The sequence below is a fragment of the Nocardioides houyundeii genome (assembly GCF_002865585.1).
GTDB classification, from domain to species: domain Bacteria; phylum Actinomycetota; class Actinomycetes; order Propionibacteriales; family Nocardioidaceae; genus Nocardioides; species Nocardioides houyundeii.
Genome location: NZ_CP025581.1, coordinates 1,704,847 through 1,718,950 on the forward strand (window position 1 = coordinate 1,704,847; position 14,104 = coordinate 1,718,950).

Below are 14,104 nucleotides of genomic sequence, written 5' to 3' on the forward strand. Positions count from 1 at the left end.
ACCGGTGCCGGACGTCGTACCCACTCGGGCGCTGCCGGACCGGGGCCCGGTGCACGCCACGGGGGAGGTGCTGGCGACCAGGCGAGCCGGCGCCTACCGCGTCCTGACGCTGGCGGTCCCGGGCATCCCCGAGCGCTTCCGGCCCGGGCAGTTCGTCGCGGTCTCCCTGGACACCGCGCACCTGGCCCGCCGCCCGCTGTGGATCCACCGGGTCCGCGCCACCGGCACGCACGGGGCGACCCTCGAGGTAGTGGTGGAGCCGTGCGGGGTGGGAGGCCGGTGGCTCAGCGCCCTGCCGCAGGGCGCCCGGCTGCCGGTCACGGGTCCCCTGGGACGCCCCTTCGCGCTGCCCCGGGAGTCGGTGCCCTGCCTGCTGGTGGGGGAGGGGTACGCCGCGGCGGCCCTGTTCAGCCTGGCCGAGCGGCTCCGCGACCGGGAGTGCCCCGTCACCATGCTGGTGGCCGCCCGGGACGAGGCCCATCTCCTCTCCGCGCTGGAGGCGCGCAGGCTGGCCCGCAGCGTGACGGTCGTGACCGAGGACGGCTCCGTGGGAAGCCGCGGCACGGCCGCGACGCACGTCGGGGCGGCGCTGGACGCCAGCGGTGCCCCCGTCGTGTACGCCGCCGGTGCGGCCTCGACCCTGGCCGTGGTGGCCCGCGAGGCCAGTGCGCGCGGCGTGAGCTCCCAGGTGGCCCTGGAGCGTCCGATGCCGTGCGCCACCGGCCTGTGCCACGCCTGCGTCGTACCGGTCCTGGGCGGCGACGGAGGGGTCCTGCAGGTCCGCGCCTGCCTGGAGGGGCCCGCGTTGCCGGGCGACCGCGTGCTGTGGGACGAGCTGGGATGAGCGGGCTCGGGCTGAGGTCCCCGGTCATGGTCGCGTCGGGCTGCGGAGGGACGGGCCGGGAGCTGGCTCCCTTCACCGACCTCGACGGCCTGGCGTTCGTCACCCGCACGCTGACCTCGGGCGCCAGGAGCGGCGGCCCGACGCCGCGCCTGGTCGAGTCGCCGAGCGGGTTCCTCAACGCCGTGGGGCTGCACAACCCCGGCCTCACGGTGTTCTGCGAGACCGAGCTGCGCTGGCTGGTCCGGGCCGGCGCGCAGGTGTTCGTCTCCATCGCCGGCTCCTCGCTCGCCGAGTACGCCGAGCTCTCGCGCAGCCTGGGCCGCACCCCCGGCATCGCCGGGGTGGAGGTCAACCTCTCGGTGCCCGACCCCGAGGGTGCCGGGGTCTTCGACGCCCGCGAGCCCTACCTGGCGGCGTCCGCGATCTCCGTGGTGCGCCGCGAGCTGCCCCGTGACCTCCCCGTCCTGGCCAAGCTGCGGCTCGACGTCTCCCGGGCGGTGGAGACGGCCCGCGCGGTGAGCGAGGCGGGGGCGAGCGCCGTGGTGCTGGGCAACGCGCTGCCGGCCGCGATGCCGGACGGGCGCCCTGCCGGACTGAGCGGCCCTGCGCTCCGGCCGGTCGCGCTGCGCTGCGTGCTCGAGGTGGTCCGCGCCCTGCCCGGGGTCGCGGTGATCGGGGCGGGCGGGGTCGAGAGCACCGACCACGCCCGGGAGCACCTGCGCGCCGGCGCGGTCGCGGTCCAGGTCGGCACTGCCCTGCTGCACGACCCCACCACCGTGTCCCGGCTCGTCTCCGACCTGGCGGGAGCCCCCCACCTGGTGCGCGGCTCGGACTCGGACCACCGGGACCAGCACCACCACCGCGACCTCCACGACCATCACGCCCCAGACCCCCACGACCCCGGGAGAGACCATGACCGTCGTACCGACCTTCGGAGCCCGGCTGAGTGAGGCGATGTCCACCCGTGGGCGGCTGTGCGTGGGCATCGACCCCCACGCGGGGCTGCTGCTGGAGTGGGGCCTGGGCGACGACGTCGCCGGGTTGGAGAGGTTCGCGATGACGTGCGTCGAGGCGCTCGCTCCGGTGGTCTCGGTGGTGAAGCCGCAGAGCGCGTTCTACGAGCGGTTCGGCAGCGCCGGGATCGCGGTCCTGGAGCGCGTGGTGGCCGAGTCCCGCGCGGCCGGGGCCCTGGTCCTGCTGGACGTCAAGCGGGGCGACATCGGCTCCACCACCCGGGCCTACGCCGACGCCTACCTGGATCCGGCCTCCCCGCTGGCCTCGGACGCGATCACCGCCTCGCCCTTCCTGGGCTTCGGGTCGCTGGACCCGATGGTCGAGGTGGCGCGGCGGCACGGCGGCGGACTCTTCGTGCTGGCTCTGACGTCGAACAAGGAGGGGGCCGAGGTCCAGTCCGCGGTCTCGGGCGCGGACACGGTGGCCGGCACCGTGCTGGCCAACCTGAGCCGGCTCAACGCCGGTGCCGAGCCGATGGGGGACTTCGGAGCGGTCATCGGGGCCACGATCGGCCGACCCGCAGAGGACCTGGACTTCAACGGGCCGATCCTGGCGCCGGGCTTCGGCGCCCAGGGCGGCACGGTGGAGGACCTGCGCCGGATCTTCGGCGCCTCGGCCTCCCGGGTCCTGCCGAGCACCTCGCGGGAGGTGCTGCGCGCCGGCCCGGACCTGATCTCGCTGCGGGACGCGGCACGTCGCGGCAACGACGCGATCGCGGTGCTGGGCGAGGGCTGAAGCAGCGTACGTGGGGGTGATCACGTGCCCGGGCAGGCCCCGCGATTGCTCGTGGACAGGCTCTCTGACTAGATTGATCGGGCCGTGAGCGGCCGCCTGCCGCAACGGCCTGCGACCCGCTGACGACACGACTTTTGCCTGCCGACGACTAGGACTGCTCACGTGGCACTGCCTCCCCTCACCCCCGAACAGCGCCTCGCGGCGCTCGACAAGGCTGCCGCCTCCCGCAGGGAGCGCGCGGAGGTGAAGAACCGGCTCAAGAACTCGGGCGCCTCGATCATCGAGGTGATCCGCGAGGGGCAGGACAACGAGGTGGTCGGCAAGATGCGGGTCGTCGACCTGCTGCAGTCGATGCCCGGCCTGGGCAAGGTGCGGGCCCGACAGGTGATGGAGCGCCTCGGCATCGCCGAGAGCCGACGGGTCCGCGGGCTCGGCACCAAGCAGGTGGCCGCGCTGGAGCGCGAGTTCGCCGACGGCGCATGAGCGCCGTGGGCTCCATACCGGTCTCCCGACTCGTCGTCCTGGCCGGGCCCACCGCCGTCGGCAAGGGCACCGTGGCCGCCGACGTCCGGCGACGCCACCCCGAGGTCTGGATCTCGGTCTCGGTGACCACCCGGGCGCCGCGGCCCGGCGAGATCGACGGCGTGCACTACCACTTCGTCGACGATGCCCAGTTCGACGCGATGGTCGCCAACGACGAGCTCCTGGAGTGGGCCTGCGTGCACGGCGCCGCCCGGTACGGCACGCCGCGCGGTCCGGTCGAGGAGGTGCTGGCCCAAGGTCGCCCGGCGATGCTGGAGATCGACCTGCAGGGGGCCCGCCAGGTCCGCCGGACGATGCCGGAGGCCCTGTTCGTCTTCCTCAAGCCGCCGTCGTGGGACGAGCTGGTCCGCCGGCTCGTCGGTCGGGGCACCGAGAACGCCGAGGAACGGGCTCGTCGACTGGCCACCGCGCGCGAGGAGCTGGAGGCCGAAGCGGAGTTCGACGTCACCATCGTGAACCATGAAGTTCACGCTGCGGTCGAGGAGTTGGTAAACTTGATGGTGCTCGACCCCGGGCGTTGATCCGACTCCGCCCGAACACCCAACTTCGAACCTTGTGAGGCTCACGCGTGTCTGCCCCCAACATCGCCGCAGAGGGCGTCACCAACCCCTCGATCGACGACCTGCTCACCAAGACCGACAGCAAGTACAAGCTGGTCCTCTACAGCGCCAAGCGCGCCCGGCAGATCAACGCCTACTACTCCCAGCTCGGCGAGGGCCTGCTGGAGTACGTCGGCCCGCTGGTCGACACCCACGTCCAGGAGAAGCCCCTCTCCATCGCCCTGCGCGAGATCAACGAGGACCTGCTGACCTGTGAGGACATCGACCCCGCAGAGCTCGCTGCCGAGGAGGCCGCCAAGGCTTCGGCGGGAGCCACCAGCGCAGAGTGACCAGCTCTGATGATCGTCCCGTCGACCACACGCCCGACCCGGTGAACCCCGTCGACGACCACGAGGCCGTGCTCCCGGAGGGGGCGCGGCCGCGTGTCGTTCTTGGGGTGAGCGGCGGTATCGCCGCCTACAAGGCCTGCGAGCTGCTGCGCCGGTTCACCGAGTCCGGCCACGACGTCACCGTGGTCCCCACCGCCGCCGCCCTGGCCTTCGTGGGCGCCCCGACCTGGGCCGCGCTCTCGGGCAAGCCGGTCTCCAGCGAGGTGTGGACCGACGTGCACCAGGTCCCGCACGTCCGGGTGGGACAGACCGCCGACCTGGTCGTGGTCGCGCCTGCGACCGCGGACGTCCTCGCCAAGGCGGCGCACGGGCTGGCCGACGACCTGCTCACCAACACCCTGCTGACCGCGCGCTGCCCGGTGGTCTTCGCCCCCGCGATGCACACCGAGATGTGGGAGCACCCGGCGACCGTGGCCAACGTGGCGACCCTGCGCAGCCGCGGCGCCCTGGTGCTGGAGCCCGCGGAGGGGCGCTTGACCGGCAAGGACACCGGCAAGGGCCGGCTCCCGGACCCGGCCGAGATCTTCGAGATCGCCTCCGGGGTGCTCCAGCGCGGCGCTGGTGGGGCCGACCTGGCGGGTCGCACCGTGCTGGTCTCCGCCGGCGGCACCCGTGAGTACCTCGACCCGGTCCGCTTCCTGGGCAACCGGTCCTCGGGACTCCAGGGCTATGCGCTCGCCAAGGCGGCCGCCTCGCGGGGTGCTAGCGTCACCCTGGTCAGCGCCAACGTCGCCCTGCCGGACCCCGCCGGGGTGCGCGTGTTGCGGGTGGAGACCACCGCCGAGATGCGGGACGCCGTGGTGCGGGAAGCCGCACGCTCCGACGCGGTGGTGATGGCTGCGGCGCCCGCCGACTTCCGTCCCGCCGCGGTGCAGGACGCCAAGATCAAGAAGAGCTCCGACGGGTCCGCGCCCGCGCTGGACCTGGTGCAGAACCCCGACATCCTGGCGGAGATCTCCTCGGCCCGGTTCCGTCCCGACGCCCTCATCGTGGGCTTCGCCGCCGAGACGGGTGACCAGACGGGCTCGGTGCTGGAGCTGGGCCGGGCCAAGCTCGCGCGCAAGCGCTGCGACCTGCTCGTCGTCAACGACGTGAGCCAGGGTGCGGTCTTCGGCAGTGCGGACAACGAGGTGGTCATCCTCGGCGCCGACGGCACCTGCGTCGAGGTCCCGCACGGCCCCAAGTCGCGGGTCGCGCACGCCATCTGGGACGAGATCTCCCGCCGTCTCCAGCCCTGAGGATTCGCCCAGTGAGACGATCGTCTTGCATGCTGACGCGGGTCTAGTGTGATCGACCACCATCAACAACCCGGGAGAGAGTGACACCGTGGCAGGACGCCTTTTCACGTCTGAGTCGGTGACCGAGGGTCACCCCGACAAGATCGCTGACCAGATCAGCGACACCGTGCTCGACTACCTCCTGGCCCACGACCCGGCGAGCCGCGTGGCCGTCGAGACGCTGCTGACCACCGGGCTGGTCGTCGTGGCCGGCGAGGTCACCACCACGGCGTACGCGCCCGTGGCCAAGCTGGTGCGCGACAAGATCCTCGAGATCGGCTACGACGCCTCCGAGAAGGGCTTCGACGGCGCCTCCTGCGGCGTCACCGTGGCCATCGGCGCCCAGTCGCCCGACATCGCCCAGGGTGTCGACGACGCCTACGAGGAGCGTCACGACCAGTCCACCGACGAGCTGGACCGTCAGGGCGCCGGCGACCAGGGACTGATGTTCGGCTACGCCTGCGACGACACTCCCGAGCTGATGCCGCTCCCCATCACCATCGCCCAGCGGCTCGCCGAGCGGCTGTCCCGGGTGCGCAAGGACGGCACGATGCCCAACCTGCGTCCCGACGGCAAGACCCAGGTCACCATCGAGTACGACGACGACAACCGCCCCGTGCGCGTCGACACGGTCGTGCTCTCCACCCAGCACTCCGAGGACACCGACCTCGCCAAGCTCGAGGACGAGATCCGGCAGCACGTGATCGACCCCGTCCTGGCGTCGTTCGACATCCCGTCGGCGGGCTACCGGATGCTGGTCAACCCGACCGGCCGGTTCGTCGTCGGAGGACCGATGGGCGACGCCGGCCTCACCGGTCGCAAGATCATCATCGACACCTACGGCGGCATGGCCCGTCACGGCGGCGGTGCCTTCTCGGGCAAGGACCCCTCGAAGGTCGACCGCTCCGCGGCGTACGCGATGCGCTGGGTCGCCAAGAACGTCGTGGCCGCCGGGCTCGCCCGTCGCTGCGAGGCCCAGGTCGCCTACGCCATCGGCAAGGCCGCCCCCGTGGGCGTCTTCATCGAGACCTTCGGCACCGGGGTGGTCCCGGACTCCAAGATCCAGGAGGCGGTGCTCGAGGTCTTCGACCTGCGCCCCGCCGCGATCATCCGCGACCTCGACCTGCTGAAGCCGAAGTACGCCCAGACGGCGGCCTACGGCCACTTCGGTCGTGAGCTGCCGGGCTTCACCTGGGAGATCACCGACCGCGCCGACCAGCTGAAGGCGGCAGCCGGTCTCTGACCGACTCCGGCCCCCCCGGCCCGCACCGCGGCGTCGGTGGCGACTGGTAGACACACCCTCATGAGCGCACACGAGGCCGGGCAGCCGGAGATGCTGCCCGGCCTTCGTGCGTCCGTGGCGGACGCCCGGGCCAAGGCCGCCGCCACCCGACGCCGCCGGGTCGACGAGGCCGAGCCTGCCGGGACCGACCCCGTGGCCCGGGTCCTGGTCGACGTCCCGCTCGCCCACCTGGACCGGCCCTTCGACTACCAGGTGCCGGCCGCGATGGCCGCCAGCGCCGTCCCGGGAGCCCGGGTCAAGGTCCGTTTCGCCGGCCAGGACGTCGACGGCTTCGTGGTGGCCCGTGCGGCCGGCAGCGACCACCCTGGTCGCCTGACGCCGCTGCGCCGCGTCGTCAGCGCCGAACCGGTGCTGAGCCCCGCGGTGGCCGAGCTCACCGGGGCGGTGGCAGCCCGCTACGCCGGCGCCCGGGCCGACGTGCTCCGGCTCGCGGTGCCGCCCCGTCATGCCGGCACGGAGTCCGCGCCGGTGGTCGGCGCACCTGACCCTGCCCCCTGCGACCCGGCCGCGGCAGCCCGCGCCTGGCTCGACCACGACCACGCCGACTCGTGGTTGCAGCAGCTGGGCGACGGCGGGTCGCCCCGGGCGGTCTGGCAGGCCGTGCCCGGCGCCGACTGGCCGACGCTCCTCGCGCACGCGGCTGCGGTGACGCTGCACGGCGGCCGCGGGGTGCTGGTGTGCGTGCCCGACCACCGCGACGTCGTCCGGGTCTCCGCCGCCTTCGAGCAGGTGCTGGGGCCCGGCCAGCACTCGGTGCTCAGCGCCGAGGCCGGGCCGGCCAAGCGGTACGGCGCGTTCCTCGAGGTCTCGCGTGGGGTCCACCGAGCGGTGGTCGGCACCCGTTCGGCCGCGTTCGCGCCGGTGCACGACCTGGGCCTGGTCGTCATCTGGGACGACGGCGACGACCTGCACGCGGAGCCCCGGGCGCCCTACCCCCACACTCGGGAGGTGCTGCTGATGCGCGCCGAGCAGGAGGGCGCCGCGGCCCTGGTGGGCGGCTGGTCTCGCACCTGCGAGGCGGACTACCTGCTCCGCACCGGGTGGGCGCAGCCGCTGGTCCCGAGCCGGGAGACCGTGCGGGCGCGGGTGCGGGTCGACGTCGCCCCGGCAGAGGACCGGGCGATCGGGGCGCGCATCCCCGGGGCGGCCCATGCCATGGTGCGCCGCGCGCTGACCGAGGGACCGGTGCTGGTGCAGACGCCGCGCTCGGGCTATGCGCCGTCGCTGGCGTGCGAACGCTGCCGGACGCCGGCCCGGTGCCGCGTGTGCGCCGGAGGGCTCCAGCTCGCCGGTCACACCGACCTGCCCACGTGCCGCTGGTGCGGTGCGGTGGAGGACCGCTGGCGCTGTGCCGAGTGCGGGCACCACGGCCTGCGTGCCCCGGTGATCGGGCGGGACCGGACCGCTGAGGAGCTGGGCCGGATGTTCCCGGGCACCACCATCCGCAGCTCAGGTGGGGAGCGGGTGCTGGACGGAGTCGACTCGCACTCCCAGGTCGTGGTGGCCACCCCCGGCGCGGAGCCGGTCGCCCTGGGGGGCTATGCCGGGGTGCTGCTGCTGGACACCTGGATGCCCCTGGCCCGCACCGACCTGCGCACGGAGGAGGAGGCGTTGCGCCGATGGCTCACCGCGGCCGGACTGGTGCGCGCAGGGGGGCACGTGATGGCGGTGGGCGATCCGGCGCATCCGGCCCTGCAGGCGCTGGTGCGGTGGGACCCAGCGGGGTTCGCGGCCCGCGAGGTGGAGCAGCGGCGGCAGGCACACCTGCCGCCGGCCGTGCGGCTGGCCACCGTCACCGGGGAGCCGGGCGCGGTCGACGACGCGCTGACGCTGCTGGCCCTGCCGGCGGTCGCGGAGGTCCTGGGTCCGGTGCCGGTGGGGGAGTCGGAGGTGCGTCTTGTGGTGCGGGCGCCCAGGAGCCAGGGAGGGGCGTTGTCCGCGGCCCTGCTGGAGCTGCAGCGGGTGCGCTCGGCCCGCAAGCTCGAGGCGGTGCGGATCCAGGTCGACCCGCACTCCCTCTGAGGCGACCACGGGCAGCAGGTCTGCAGTGCGACGTGCGGCTGCTCAGCGGATCCACTGCAGGCTGGCGTCCCGGGCCGCCTCCACCTGGGACCCGGTCTGGCGGCGCGCCATGCGCCGCAGCACCATCGGGGTCACCACGGCGCCGACCACCGCCCAGGCGCCCAGCACGCCCACGGTCTCCAGCGTTCGCCAGCTGCCGCCGATCTCCAGCTCCGCGGCCTCGTCGGGCAGGAAGGCCGAGCGCATTCCCAGCGAGAGCCAGTACATCGGGAAGAGCTGGGCCACGACCTGGAGCCAGCCCCACAGCTGCTGGATCGGGTAGAAGACCCCGGAGATGCCCGCGAGGGCCATCACGGGCAGCATCCCCCAGGTGCCGATCTTGGCCACCCCCGGGACCAGACCGCCGATCACCATCCCGATGGGCATCAGGGCCAGCAGCCCCAGCAGCAGCACCCAGACGACGGTGAACCAGCCCGACGAGCTCGCCATCAGGCCGTCGAACAACCAGAAGCTCGGCACCAGGATGACCGTGAGCTGGGGGACCAGCCCCAGTGACTGCAGCAGCAGCTGGCCGGTGAAGTAGCCGCGGAGCCCGTGGGGCACCGCCTTGTAGCGCAGCAGGGTGCCGTCCTCCTTCTCCATGGCCAGGGTGGAGGCCGGACCGATCACCACACCGAACGCCACCAGGGCGCCCAGGATGCTCGGCAGGGACACGGAGGGCAGGAGCAGGTCGGTCCCCGCTACCTCGGTGTTGCGGCGCAGGTAGAGGTAGCCGACGACCGCGGCGGCCGTGAACAGGTAGTAGCCCTGGTCCTGGGTGCTGCGGATGCTCTGGAGGAACTCCGTCCAGCCTCGCCGCACGCCCAGTCGGATCGCCTGCAGGGTGGGGCTCATCGGGTCACCTCGCTGAAGAGCTGGGCCGCGGCGTCGGTGTGCCCGGCCTCGTGCTGACGGACCAGTGAGAGGTAGGCGTCCTCCAGGCTCGCCCGGCGTACCTCCAGGTCACGGATGTCATCCCCGTGGTGCAGCAGCTCCCGGACGAACGCGGTGGCGTCGAGCACCGACTCCGAGTGCGCGCGGCCGCTCTGGGTCCACCTGACCTGTGACTCACCCTCGACCCGCCGCGACAGACCCCCGACGGTGTCGTCCGCGACGATCCGGCCGCCGGCCAGCACCAGCACCCGGTCCGCGAGCTTCTCGGCCTCGTCGAGGTCGTGGGTGGTGAGCAGGATCGTCGTCCCCTCGGCCTCCCCGAGGCGCCGCACGAGCTCGTGGAACTCCCGCCGGGCCTGCGGGTCGAAGCTTGCGGTGGGCTCGTCGAGGAAGAGCAGCTCGGGCCGTCCCACGATGCCGACGGCGACGTCGAGGCGGCGCCGCTGGCCACCGGAGAGGGTCGCGATCTTGCGGTCGGCGAGCTCGGTGAGCCCCACGGTCTCCAGCAGCAGGTCGATGTCGTGCGGCCGACGCCGGTCCGGGGTGGAGAAGGGCGCGAAGTACCCGCCGAGGTGGGTGAGCAGCCGACGAGGCGTCCAGCGGGGATGGTCCCGCCAGGACTGCAGGACCACGCCGGTCCGGGCGCGCCAGGACTCGTCCGCGTTGGCCGGGTCCTGGCCCAGGACGCTCACCTCCCCGGCGGAGCGGATCCGGAAGCCCTCGAGGATCTCGATCGTGGTGGTCTTGCCGGCGCCGTTGGGACCGAGCAGGCAGAGCACCTCCCCGGCGGAGATGTCGAAGTCGACGCCGGTGAGCACGTCGGTGCTGCCGTAGCGCATCCGCAGGCCTCGAACCGTGACTACCGGAGCCATCTCCCGCACCTCCACCCTCGTCGCCCGCGCGCAGAACGGGCCCACCCTAGGGTTCCCGCGGCCCGGTGCCCGGAGCTGTCCGCCGCCGGGGACGAGCCTCGACCGGGGGAGAGGAGCCAGGCGTTCGTAGACTGTCGTTGCGCACCCCTGTGTTCGTCGTCCTCGCAAGGAGCACCACCTCGTGGCAGTCCAGCCCATCCGTCTCTTCGGGGACCCGATCCTGCGTACGCGCGCGATCGAGGTCACCGACTTCGACAAGGAGGTCCGCACGTTGGTCACGGACCTCACCGACACCATGCTCGCCGCCCCCGGCGCCGGGCTGGCGGCCCCCCAGATCGGGGTGGGACTGCGCGTGTTCACCTGGAACGTCGAGGGGGAGATGGGGCACCTGGTCAACCCGACCCTGAGCCTGTCCGACGAGACGCAGGACGGGGCGGAGGGGTGCCTGTCGCTGCCCGAGCTCACCTACGACTGCCTGCGGGCGCTGCGGGTGGTGGCCACCGGCTTCGACATGTACGGCGAGCCGCTGCGGATCGAGGCCTCCGAGCTCCTGGCCCGGGCCCTGCAGCACGAGACCGACCACCTCGACGGGGTGCTGTTCATCGACCGCCTCGACGTCGAGGCACGAAAGGCTGCCATGAAGGCGATCCGCGAGTCCGACTGGTTCGGCCTGGAACGGCCCGTGGTCAAGGTCTCCCCGCACGCCACGCACGGGTTCGGCTCCTGATGCGCCTGGTGTTCGCCGGCACCCCGGAGGTGGCGGTGCCGGCCCTGGACGCGCTGATGGAATCCCAGCACGACGTGGTGGCCGTCGTCACCCGGCCCGACGCGCCGTCGGGCCGCGGCCGCAAGCTGGTGGCCAGCCCGGTCGCCCGACGCGCCGAGGAGCTCGGCCTGCCGGTGCTCAAGCCGGAGCACCCGCGCGACCCGGAGTTCCAGCAGCAGCTGCGCGACCTGCGCCCCGACTGCTGCCCGGTGGTGGCCTACGGCGCACTGCTGCCCCAGAGCGCGCTCGACATCCCGCCCCTGGGCTGGGTCAACCTGCACTTCTCCGTGCTGCCCGCCTGGCGTGGCGCCGCCCCGGTGCAGCACTCGATCTGGGCCGGTGACGAGGTCACCGGCGCCACCACCTTCCGCATCGTCAAGGCCCTGGACGCCGGTCCCACCTTCGGCGTGATGACCGAGCGGATCCGGCCCACCGACACCGCCGGAGACCTGCTGGGCCGGCTCGCCGAAGGTGGCGCGGGACTCCTCGTGGCCACCATCGACGGCCTGGAGTCCGGCGACATCCAGGCGCGGGAGCAGCCCGAGGACGGACTCTCCTTCGCGCCCAAGATCTCCGTCGAGGACGCACGGATCGACTGGACCGAGCCCGCGCTGGCCGTCGACCGCCGCATCCGTGCCTGCACGCCGGGTCCCGGGGCCTGGAGCACGCACGAGGGCGAGCGCATCAAGATCGGTCCGGTGGCACTCACCACCGACCGCGAGCGTCTGGAGCCCGGACAGGTGGAGGTCACCCGCAAGGCGGTCTTCGTCGGCACCGGCACCGATCCGGTGCAGCTCGGCCAGGTCAAGGCGTTCGGCAAGAAGGAGATGGCCGCAGCCGACTGGGCCCGCGGGGCCAGGCTGGACTCCGGCATCCGCTTCGGTGGCCCCGACACCGACACCGACACCGACACCGACACCGACACCGACGCCGACACTGACACCGACTGAGACACCCGGCATGACCGAGCGCACGGACCGCGCGGCCCGACCCGAGGACATCGACGAGATCTGCCTGTCGCTGCCCGAGGTCGAGCTCGGGGTGTCGTGGGGTGACCGCCCCACCTACAAGGTGCCGAGCGGTCCCAAGGGTCGTGGCTTCCTGCTCTTCCGGATGCCGCACCCCACCGCGACCGACCCCGAGACCGGCGAGATGTACGACGACGTCGTGGTGATCACCGTCGCGGACGAGGCGGCCAAGGACGCCCTGGTGGCGGATCCGGGCACCCCCTTCTTCACCATTCCCCACCTCCGCCGAGCCAACGCGGTGCTGCTGCGCCAGTCGCAGGTCGGCGAGCTCGACCTCGGTGAGCTGCGCGAGGTCATCACCCAGGCATGGGCGGCCCGTGCCCCCAAACGACTCTTGAAGGAGTACCGCGACCATGGCTGACCCCAGACGCCGAGCCCCCCGGGCGGGCGGGCGTCCCCCGAAGCCACGCCCGGTCGCCGACCCGCCCCGCCGGGCAGCGTTCGAGGTGCTCAAGGCGGTGCGCGTCGACGGCGCCTACCCCAACCTGGTGCTGCCCGAGGTGCTGCGTCAGCACGGGCTCGAGGCGCGCGACGCCGCGTTCGTCACCGAGCTGGTCTCCGGCACGCTCCGCCGTCGCGGCACGTACCAGGCCGTCCTGGCCGCCTGCGTGGACCGGCCGCTGGCCAAGGTGGAGGAGCGGGTCCTGGACGCGCTGCTGCTGGGCACCCACCAGCTGCTCTCGATGCGGGTGCCCGCACACGCGGCGATCAGCACCACCGTGGACCTGGTGCGGGCCACCACGGGCCAGGGGCCCGCCGGCTTCTCCAACGCCGTGCTGCGCCGGGTCAGCGAGCACGACCTGTCCGCCTGGGTACGCCGGGTGGCCCCGGACCCCGCTCGCGACCCGCACGGCTTCGCCTCCGTCGCCCACTCCCACCCCCGCTGGGTGGTGGACGCGCTCGCCGCGGCGGTGGGGGAGGAGGAGCTGGAGGACCTGCTCGCTGCCGACAACGAGGCGCCCCGGGTGGTCCTGGTGGCGCGCCCGGGCCGCGCGGACCGTTCCGAGCTGCCAGGCGCCCCGACGGCGTACTCGCCGTACGGCGTGGTGCTGGAGGGCGGCGACCCGGGCTCGGTGCCGGCGGTGGCCCAGGGCCGCGCCGGGGTGCAGGACGAGGGCTCCCAGCTGGTGGCGATCGCCCTGGCTGCCGCTGACGTGCCGGCAGGCCGGGACGGCTCCGAGACTCAGCGCTGGCTCGACATGTGCGCGGGCCCCGGCGGCAAGGCGGCCCTGCTCGCAGCGCTGGCGGACCGCAGTGGTGCCACCTTGCTGGCCAGCGAGCGGCAGCAGCACCGCTCCGGCCTGGTGGCGCGTTCGCTGCGGGGGGCGGCCGGTGTGTCCGGCGTGGTCACCGCGGACGGCACCCGGCCGCCCTGGGCGCCGGAGACCTTCGACCGGGTGCTGGTCGACGTGCCCTGCACGGGCCTGGGAGCGCTGCGCCGCCGACCCGAGGCCCGGTGGCGGCGTACGCCGGCGGACCTCGAGGCCCTGGTGCCGCTGCAACGGGCGCTGCTGGACTCCGCGCTGGACAGCGTGCGCCCCGGCGGCGTGGTCCTCTACGCCACCTGCTCCCCGGTGCTGGCGGAGACCGCAGGTGTGGTCACCGAGGTCCTCGCCGGGCGTGACGACGTTGCGTTGGAGGACATGTCGGGGCTGCTTCCAGGGGTCGCCGACGCCGCCGGACCGCTGCCCGGGACGGTGCAGCTGTGGCCGCACCGGCACCAGACCGACGCCATGTTCATGGCGCTGCTGCGGCGCAATCCCCGCTAGCCGCGGCAGCACCTGGGGGACGGTGGTGGTCTCGGGACGCTAGCGTGGG

The 14,104-nt window shown here is 73.5% G+C and carries 15 protein-coding genes; 13 read left to right on the forward strand and 2 right to left on the reverse strand.

The features are described 5' to 3' along the window. Positions 1-4: 4 nt before the first annotated feature. From C0R66_RS08240 to C0R66_RS08280, 9 genes are all read left to right on the forward strand, one after another. Positions 5-844: an iron-sulfur cluster-binding protein gene (locus C0R66_RS08240; protein WP_101524296.1), complete on the forward strand. Its 840-nt coding sequence runs from the start codon at positions 5-7 to the stop codon at positions 842-844. Further along, positions 841-1,794, forward strand: a complete 954-nt coding sequence (locus C0R66_RS08245; protein ID WP_101524297.1) for a tRNA-dihydrouridine synthase — start codon at positions 841-843, stop codon at positions 1,792-1,794. Before C0R66_RS08240 ends, C0R66_RS08245 begins: the two co-directional genes overlap by 4 nt. Continuing rightward, a complete protein-coding gene (gene pyrF, locus C0R66_RS08250; protein WP_101524298.1) occupies positions 1,757-2,593 on the forward strand; it encodes an orotidine-5'-phosphate decarboxylase in 837 nt (278 codons plus the stop codon). The genes C0R66_RS08245 and pyrF overlap by 38 nt, the downstream gene beginning before the upstream one ends. Positions 2,594-2,755: 162 nt before the next feature. After that, positions 2,756-3,076, forward strand: a complete 321-nt coding sequence (gene mihF / locus C0R66_RS08255) for an integration host factor, actinobacterial type (protein ID WP_101524299.1) — start codon at positions 2,756-2,758, stop codon at positions 3,074-3,076. Continuing rightward, positions 3,073-3,657: a guanylate kinase gene (gene gmk / locus C0R66_RS08260; RefSeq protein WP_101524300.1), complete on the forward strand. Its 585-nt coding sequence runs from the start codon at positions 3,073-3,075 to the stop codon at positions 3,655-3,657. Before mihF ends, gmk begins: the two co-directional genes overlap by 4 nt. A 47-nt stretch (positions 3,658-3,704) precedes the next feature. After that, entirely contained in the window at positions 3,705-4,025 is a 321-nt protein-coding gene (gene rpoZ, locus C0R66_RS08265) for a DNA-directed RNA polymerase subunit omega (protein ID WP_101524301.1), read from the forward strand. Positions 4,026-4,093: 68 nt separating this feature from the next. Continuing rightward, positions 4,094-5,323 (forward strand): bifunctional phosphopantothenoylcysteine decarboxylase/phosphopantothenate--cysteine ligase CoaBC, encoded by a 1,230-nt coding sequence (gene coaBC / locus C0R66_RS08270; RefSeq protein WP_101526125.1) that lies wholly within the window; start codon positions 4,094-4,096, stop codon positions 5,321-5,323. A gap of 88 nt (positions 5,324-5,411) precedes the next feature. Next, positions 5,412-6,605, forward strand: a complete 1,194-nt coding sequence (metK, locus tag C0R66_RS08275; RefSeq protein WP_101524302.1) for a methionine adenosyltransferase — start codon at positions 5,412-5,414, stop codon at positions 6,603-6,605. A 60-nt stretch (positions 6,606-6,665) separates the two neighbouring features. Continuing rightward, positions 6,666-8,687, forward strand: coding sequence for a primosomal protein N' (locus C0R66_RS08280; protein ID WP_158647964.1), 2,022 nt, complete (start codon positions 6,666-6,668; stop codon positions 8,685-8,687). A gap of 42 nt (positions 8,688-8,729) precedes the next feature. Here C0R66_RS08280 and C0R66_RS08285 read toward each other — a convergent pair whose 3' ends face one another. Beyond that, the gene (locus C0R66_RS08285; RefSeq protein ID WP_101524303.1) at positions 8,730-9,581 is read right to left on the reverse strand and encodes an ABC transporter permease; all 852 of its coding nucleotides are present in this window, start codon (positions 9,579-9,581) and stop codon (positions 8,730-8,732) included. Next, on the reverse strand, positions 9,578-10,492 hold the full coding sequence (locus C0R66_RS08290; RefSeq protein WP_101526127.1) for an ABC transporter ATP-binding protein: 915 nt from the start codon (positions 10,490-10,492) through the stop codon (positions 9,578-9,580). The genes C0R66_RS08285 and C0R66_RS08290 overlap by 4 nt, the downstream gene beginning before the upstream one ends. A gap of 181 nt (positions 10,493-10,673) precedes the next feature. Here C0R66_RS08290 and def point away from each other — a divergent pair, with 181 nt between their 5' ends. The 4 genes from def to C0R66_RS08310 are packed head-to-tail and all read left to right on the forward strand — an operon-like array spanning position 10,674 to position 14,055. Continuing rightward, entirely contained in the window at positions 10,674-11,219 is a 546-nt protein-coding gene (gene def, locus C0R66_RS08295; protein WP_101524304.1) for a peptide deformylase, read from the forward strand. Next, positions 11,219-12,208 carry a methionyl-tRNA formyltransferase gene (gene fmt, locus C0R66_RS08300; RefSeq protein ID WP_101524305.1) on the forward strand — a complete coding sequence of 330 codons (990 nt, stop codon included), beginning with the start codon at positions 11,219-11,221 and terminating at the stop codon, positions 12,206-12,208. The genes def and fmt overlap by 1 nt, the downstream gene beginning before the upstream one ends. Positions 12,209-12,218: 10 nt before the next feature. Continuing rightward, on the forward strand, positions 12,219-12,647 hold the full coding sequence (locus C0R66_RS08305; RefSeq protein WP_101524306.1) for an MmcQ/YjbR family DNA-binding protein: 429 nt from the start codon (positions 12,219-12,221) through the stop codon (positions 12,645-12,647). After that, a complete protein-coding gene (locus C0R66_RS08310; protein WP_101524307.1) occupies positions 12,640-14,055 on the forward strand; it encodes an RsmB/NOP family class I SAM-dependent RNA methyltransferase in 1,416 nt (471 codons plus the stop codon). The genes C0R66_RS08305 and C0R66_RS08310 overlap by 8 nt, the downstream gene beginning before the upstream one ends. The last annotated feature ends 49 nt before the right edge of the window (positions 14,056-14,104 follow it).

What these genes read in the sequence shown, in the direction of transcription:
- gmk (WP_101524300.1), top strand. Translation starts at nt 3,073, where the DNA reads ATGAGCGCCGTGGGCTCCATACCGGTCTCCCGACTCGTCGTCCTGGCC.
- fmt (WP_101524305.1), top strand. Translation starts at nt 11,219, where the DNA reads ATGCGCCTGGTGTTCGCCGGCACCCCGGAGGTGGCGGTGCCGGCCCTG.
- C0R66_RS08305 (WP_101524306.1), top strand. Translation starts at nt 12,219, where the DNA reads ATGACCGAGCGCACGGACCGCGCGGCCCGACCCGAGGACATCGACGAG.
- C0R66_RS08285 (WP_101524303.1), bottom strand. Translation starts at nt 9,581, where the DNA reads ATGAGCCCCACCCTGCAGGCGATCCGACTGGGCGTGCGGCGAGGCTGG.
- C0R66_RS08280 (WP_158647964.1), top strand. Translation starts at nt 6,666, where the DNA reads ATGAGCGCACACGAGGCCGGGCAGCCGGAGATGCTGCCCGGCCTTCGT.
- C0R66_RS08310 (WP_101524307.1), top strand. Translation starts at nt 12,640, where the DNA reads ATGGCTGACCCCAGACGCCGAGCCCCCCGGGCGGGCGGGCGTCCCCCG.
- C0R66_RS08245 (WP_101524297.1), top strand. Translation starts at nt 841, where the DNA reads ATGAGCGGGCTCGGGCTGAGGTCCCCGGTCATGGTCGCGTCGGGCTGC.
- pyrF (WP_101524298.1), top strand. Translation starts at nt 1,757, where the DNA reads ATGACCGTCGTACCGACCTTCGGAGCCCGGCTGAGTGAGGCGATGTCC.
- C0R66_RS08290 (WP_101526127.1), bottom strand. Translation starts at nt 10,492, where the DNA reads ATGGCTCCGGTAGTCACGGTTCGAGGCCTGCGGATGCGCTACGGCAGC.